At 58.2% G+C, this 4,553-nt stretch carries 6 protein-coding genes; all 6 read right to left on the bottom strand.

The window, feature by feature from the left end; translation table 11 throughout:
• Positions 1–53: 53 nt before the first annotated feature.
• Positions 54–338, bottom strand: a complete 285-nt coding sequence (locus tag PDO_RS10010) for a copper-binding protein (RefSeq protein ID WP_007601265.1) — start codon at positions 336–338, stop codon at positions 54–56.
• Positions 339–354: 16 nt separating this feature from the next.
• Positions 355–837: a cupredoxin domain-containing protein gene (locus PDO_RS10015; protein WP_007601267.1), complete on the bottom strand. Its 483-nt coding sequence runs from the start codon at positions 835–837 to the stop codon at positions 355–357.
• Between the two features lie 32 nt (positions 838–869).
• Complete coding sequence (locus tag PDO_RS10020; RefSeq protein WP_007601268.1) at positions 870–2,228, bottom strand: multicopper oxidase family protein; 1,359 nt, start codon at positions 2,226–2,228, stop codon at positions 870–872.
• Between the two features lie 14 nt (positions 2,229–2,242).
• Positions 2,243–3,703, bottom strand: coding sequence for a TolC family protein (locus PDO_RS10025; protein ID WP_007601269.1), 1,461 nt, complete (start codon positions 3,701–3,703; stop codon positions 2,243–2,245).
• A complete protein-coding gene (locus PDO_RS29010; protein ID WP_007601270.1) occupies positions 3,700–3,927 on the bottom strand; it encodes a hypothetical protein in 228 nt (75 codons plus the stop codon). The genes PDO_RS10025 and PDO_RS29010 overlap by 4 nt, the downstream gene beginning before the upstream one ends.
• Positions 3,928–4,013: 86 nt before the next feature.
• Positions 4,014–4,409 (bottom strand): hypothetical protein, encoded by a 396-nt coding sequence (locus PDO_RS10030; protein ID WP_052023427.1) that lies wholly within the window; start codon positions 4,407–4,409, stop codon positions 4,014–4,016.
• Positions 4,410–4,553: the final 144 nt, after the last annotated feature.

A 4,553-nucleotide genomic window follows, 5' to 3' on the forward strand; every position in this document is an offset into this window, starting at 1 on the left:
TATCAGTGGAACGCACAGGAGAATGCCGGGCCAGCGAAGGCCCGGCTCTCGCCTTATCTGATTTCGGTGACCATGAGTTTGCCATCAACGCGTTCGGCGATGAACTCGATATTCGAGCCTTCCCTTAACTTGTCCAGCATTGCTTCGTCTTTGATGCGGAAGACCATTGTCATTCCTGGCATGTCGAGTGCCTTTAGTTCCTCGTGAATGAGGGTAACCTTCTTTGCCTTGGCATCGATCTTTTTTACGGTACCCTTGGTGAATTCGGCTGCGGTTGCGCCGTAGACATTGGCCAGCGCGATAACCGATACGAAGGCGAGCTTGATAATCGTTTTCATGGGTTGATCCTTCGGGTTATTTCTTGGCCACGGTGACGTCGCCGTGCATGCCGGCGTCGTAGTGGCCGGGCACTAGGCATGCGATCTTGAATGTACCGTCATTGGTGAATTTCCAGATGATCTCGCCGGACTTTCCAGCCGCCAACCGGATCGCGTTCGGATCGTCATGTTCCATTTCAGGAAACTTTTCCATTACCGCCTTGTGCTCCATGACCTTGTCTTCCTGATCGAGCACGAACTCGTGGTCGAGTTCGCCGGCATTTTTGATGGCGAATACGATGGTCTGGCCCTTACGGACTTTGAAGGTGTTCGGCGTGAAGATCATCTTGCCGTCGTCCGTCTCCTTCATCGTGACGCGGATTGTCTGGGTGGCCTGCGCCTTTTGACCCGGCTCGCCGACAGCCATGGCTTCCCCATGGCCGCCCTCATGCGAACCGGAGGCAAGTGCTGTTGTGGAAAGTGCTGCTGCAAATAGCATTGCTGTCACTAGAGTTTTCATTGTGTGGCCCTTTGCTGGGGGGAGGGGGTCGATCAGCCGTGCTTCGTATGATCGGTGGTGATTTTTGTCTTTGCATCCTTGGCCTTGGTTGTGTCGGGCAATTCGCCCGTCCATTCCCAGGCCTGGGTACCGGGCGGGTTTTCGTACCAGCCAGGATCTGAGTAATCGCCCGCAGAGATACCTTCGCGGACCTTCACTACGGAAAACATGCCGCCCATCTCGATAGGACCGTGGGGTCCCCATCCTGTCATCATGGGCACCGTGTTTTCGGGGATTTCCATCTCCATCTCGCCCATGTCGGCCATGCCGGCAGTTCCCATCGGCATGTACTCGGGCTGGATCTTTCGGATCTTTTCGGTGACGGATTTCTTGTCGACGCCGATGAAGGTCGGGACGTCATGGCCCATGGCGTTCATCGTGTGGTGGGACTTGTGGCAATGGATCGCCCAATCGCCGAGATATTTGGCGTCGAACTCGTAGGCACGCATCGCGCCGACCGGGATATCGATACTAACCTCCGGCCAGCGCGCTTCCGGGCGCACCCATCCACCATCAGTGCAGGTGACCTCGAAGTCATATCCATGCATGTGGATCGGATGGTTCGTCATCGTCAGGTTGCCGACGCGCACCCGCACGCGATCATCCTTGGAAACCACCAGCGGATCGATCCCTGGAAACACCCGGCTATTCCAGGTCCACAGATTGAAGTCGGTCATTTCCATGACGCGCGGAACGTAAGTGCCGGGGTCGATGTCGTAGCCGCTGAGCAGGAACACGAAATCCCGGTCCACCGGCATGAACGCCGGGTCCTTCGGATGGATGACGAAGAAGCCCATCATGCCCATCGCCATCTGGACCATCTCGTCCGAATGGGGGTGGTACATGAAGGTGCCCGACTTCACGAGGTCGAACTCGTAAACAAAGGTCTTGCCCACCGGGATATGCGGCTGCGACAATCCGCCGACACCATCCATGCCGGACGGCAGGATCATGCCGTGCCAGTGGATGGTCGTGTGCTCCGGCAGCTTGTTGGTGACGAAGATGCGTACGCGGTCACCCTCGACCGCCTCGATCGTCGGGCCCGGTGATTGGCCGTTGTAACCCCACAGATGGGCGGTCATGCCTTCGGCCATCTCGCGTTCCACGGGCTCAGCGACAAGGTGGAATTCCTTTACGCCATTGTTCATCCTGAACGGGAGTGTCCAGCCATTCAAAGTGACCACCGGATTGTAATCGGGGCCGGTCGTCGGTCGCACGGGCGTCTGGGTCGCCGCCGTTTCCATGATGGCTGCTTCAGGCAGCCCCATGTTGGACGTCTGACCCCAGGCCGTGGAAGAAGCGAGCGCAGCACTGGCCGCACCGGCTCCGAGAAATTGCCTTCGGTTGAACATGTCTTTGTCCTTTCTCAGTGCCCGCCGCCACTATCGGCAGGCGCGGCGACGTCGGTTTCACCACCTGTCGCACCCGCACCGCCGCCATAAATGGCGGGCGCGAGATTGGCTTCGGCCAACCAGAAATCGCGTTTTGCATTGACGGCGAGGAGGATCGAATTGACCTTTTCCCGACTGTCGGCGAGCAGTTCAAACGTGTTGGTGATCATGCCGTTGTAGGTCAGCAGTGACTCCTCTTCGATCTTGGTGCGAAGCGGAACGACGCTGTTTCGATAGTGCCGGGCGATATCGTAGTTCGACCGGTATGCCTGGTATGCCGAGCGAGCCTCGGACCGGACGTTGACGGCTTTTTCTGCGAGAAGGTTTGCTGCGCGCATATAGGCGAGCTCGGACTTGCGCATGCGCGCCTTGCCCGTGTCGAAGATCGGTATGACGAATTCAAGCTCGACATTGCCGGTCGTCTGCTTGTGTTTTTCGCCATCTTCGAGTTCTCGTTCAGTCTCGAAGCCGGAGAGAATTTCGAGATCGGTGACGTAGCGGGTCGCCTCTGTCAGCTTGAGCGACTTTGCGGTCGCGTCCAGATCGAGCTTGGCCATCTGCAGATCGACACGACGTTGCAAAGCTTCCGCCTCGATCATGTTGCGGTTGACCAACGCCTTAGGCAGTTGCGGCAGGCGATTGGGAATTTGATAGGCGAGATCGTCGCCCCAAAGTCCCATCAGTCTCGTCAGCTCTTCTTTCGCGAGTCGGGCTTCCAGCCGTGCCTTCGCTGTTTGGCCGGTCAGTTCGGCATAGAAAACGTGTTCGCGAGCCTGGCCGCCCTTGGTCAGCGAACCGGCCTCTCCGAGTCTCTGGGCAAGCTCCGAAGCCGCATCGGCCGCCGCCTGAGCCTGACCGAGCTGACCGACGGTTTCCCATGCCGCAACCGTCGAAATCCATGCGCGACGGGTATCTGATGCCACTTGGAGCGTCTTGAGGGCCGCTGCCAGTTGAGCCTTGCGGAAGTTTGCGTCGGCAATCTCGACGTTTCGCTTGTGGGTGGCCAGCGCCAGGACGTTTGTGGCGACGACACCTTCGATAGCCTTGTAGGCCTCGAGTCCCTGCGTACCGATCCCCGTCAGACCCATGCCGACGGTGGGATTAACCAGCATGGTCGACTGCCAGGCATCCGCCGCGGAATCTCCAAGATCCGCATAGGCTGCCTGAAGCCCCTTGTTGTTCAGGAGCGCGACCTGCACCGCTGTCTCGACGTCGATCGTCTTACGCGCCATCAGTTCCTTGACGCGAGCAGAGGCAGCCTGCGCCTCGGCGCGGTTCTGCACCCACACCGTCTGTTTGCCGGTGGTTTCTGATGCCTTGAGGGAGACGTTGGCGAAACCGGCGTCCGCGGACGCGTAGTCGGTGGCGGCGACGCAGCCGCCAAGAACGAAAGGCACGGCAAGTGCTGCAACAATTTTGAAGATGCCGACCGTCATGACGCGTCTCCTTGAGGAGCCTGGGCATCGTTTTGCCTGCGCCATGGCTTAGGGTCGACAGGCAAGCGGTGTGAATACCCGGAGACGGGGGTGGAGTAGCGAATGGGGGTTACCCCGAGCGCGGGGTTGGCCGCGTCATCGAAGGTGGCGATCTCGCCTATGGATGTGGCTGCGCAACTGCCAAGCAATAAGGGCAGTGCGACCACGATATAAATGTGGTTCATGGTGAAATCCGAACAGGAGATGTCTCGGCGCAACGGCTGGAAGCCGTAGACGCACGGTTAATGCCCGAGAGGCAGGCCTTGCCTGTTCAGATATTTGGGGGGCGGTGAAGGACGGGGGTCTGGCCGACAGCCTTGCTATCGTCGACAAAGAACCGAAGGGTTTCCATGGCGGGTCCGCTAATCGCGACATGACCGATAGGAACAGCCATGCTTACGCAATAGTCGCCGCAGCATTCCTGTTTGACAAGCTTGCTTGCGCCGCGATCTTGGCCGTCCATGTCACCGCCGTGGTTGTCATGGGAAGCCTGGTCCGAACCGTGATGGTTGCTCTGCGAGATAGCGGATGGTTTCGCCGCCGCGGAACTTTGGCCATGCATTGCTGCGGTCGCATTGGAAAATGAGTACCCGGTCAGCGATACAATGATCACCAGCCTGATCAGAATCAGCAGCCTTCTGCAAATGATTCGATACATCATGTCCATTGGCAATCGATAGCCTCAATGCGGCGATGCTTCAATGAGCATCTTTAACTTGACGAAATTCAAGCCGTTTGTGTGACGGCGACAGCGCAGGGACAGGAATAGGGATTCCCATACTGGTAAGGTCAAGAGGCCTTATGAGACCTG

Source organism: Rhizobium sp. PDO1-076 (genome assembly GCF_000247475.1).
In the GTDB taxonomy this organism is placed as follows: Bacteria; Pseudomonadota; Alphaproteobacteria; order Rhizobiales; family Rhizobiaceae; genus Allorhizobium.

Excerpts from the sequence above, each read along its gene's own strand:
- PDO_RS10010 (WP_007601265.1), bottom strand. The coding sequence starts at position 338 with ATGAAAACGATTATCAAGCTCGCCTTCGTATCGGTTATCGCGCTGGCC.
- PDO_RS10015 (WP_007601267.1), bottom strand. The coding sequence starts at position 837 with ATGAAAACTCTAGTGACAGCAATGCTATTTGCAGCAGCACTTTCCACA.
- PDO_RS10020 (WP_007601268.1), bottom strand. The coding sequence starts at position 2,228 with ATGTTCAACCGAAGGCAATTTCTCGGAGCCGGTGCGGCCAGTGCTGCG.
- PDO_RS10025 (WP_007601269.1), bottom strand. The coding sequence starts at position 3,703 with ATGACGGTCGGCATCTTCAAAATTGTTGCAGCACTTGCCGTGCCTTTC.
- PDO_RS29010 (WP_007601270.1), bottom strand. The coding sequence starts at position 3,927 with ATGAACCACATTTATATCGTGGTCGCACTGCCCTTATTGCTTGGCAGT.
- PDO_RS10030 (WP_052023427.1), bottom strand. The coding sequence starts at position 4,409 with ATGGACATGATGTATCGAATCATTTGCAGAAGGCTGCTGATTCTGATC.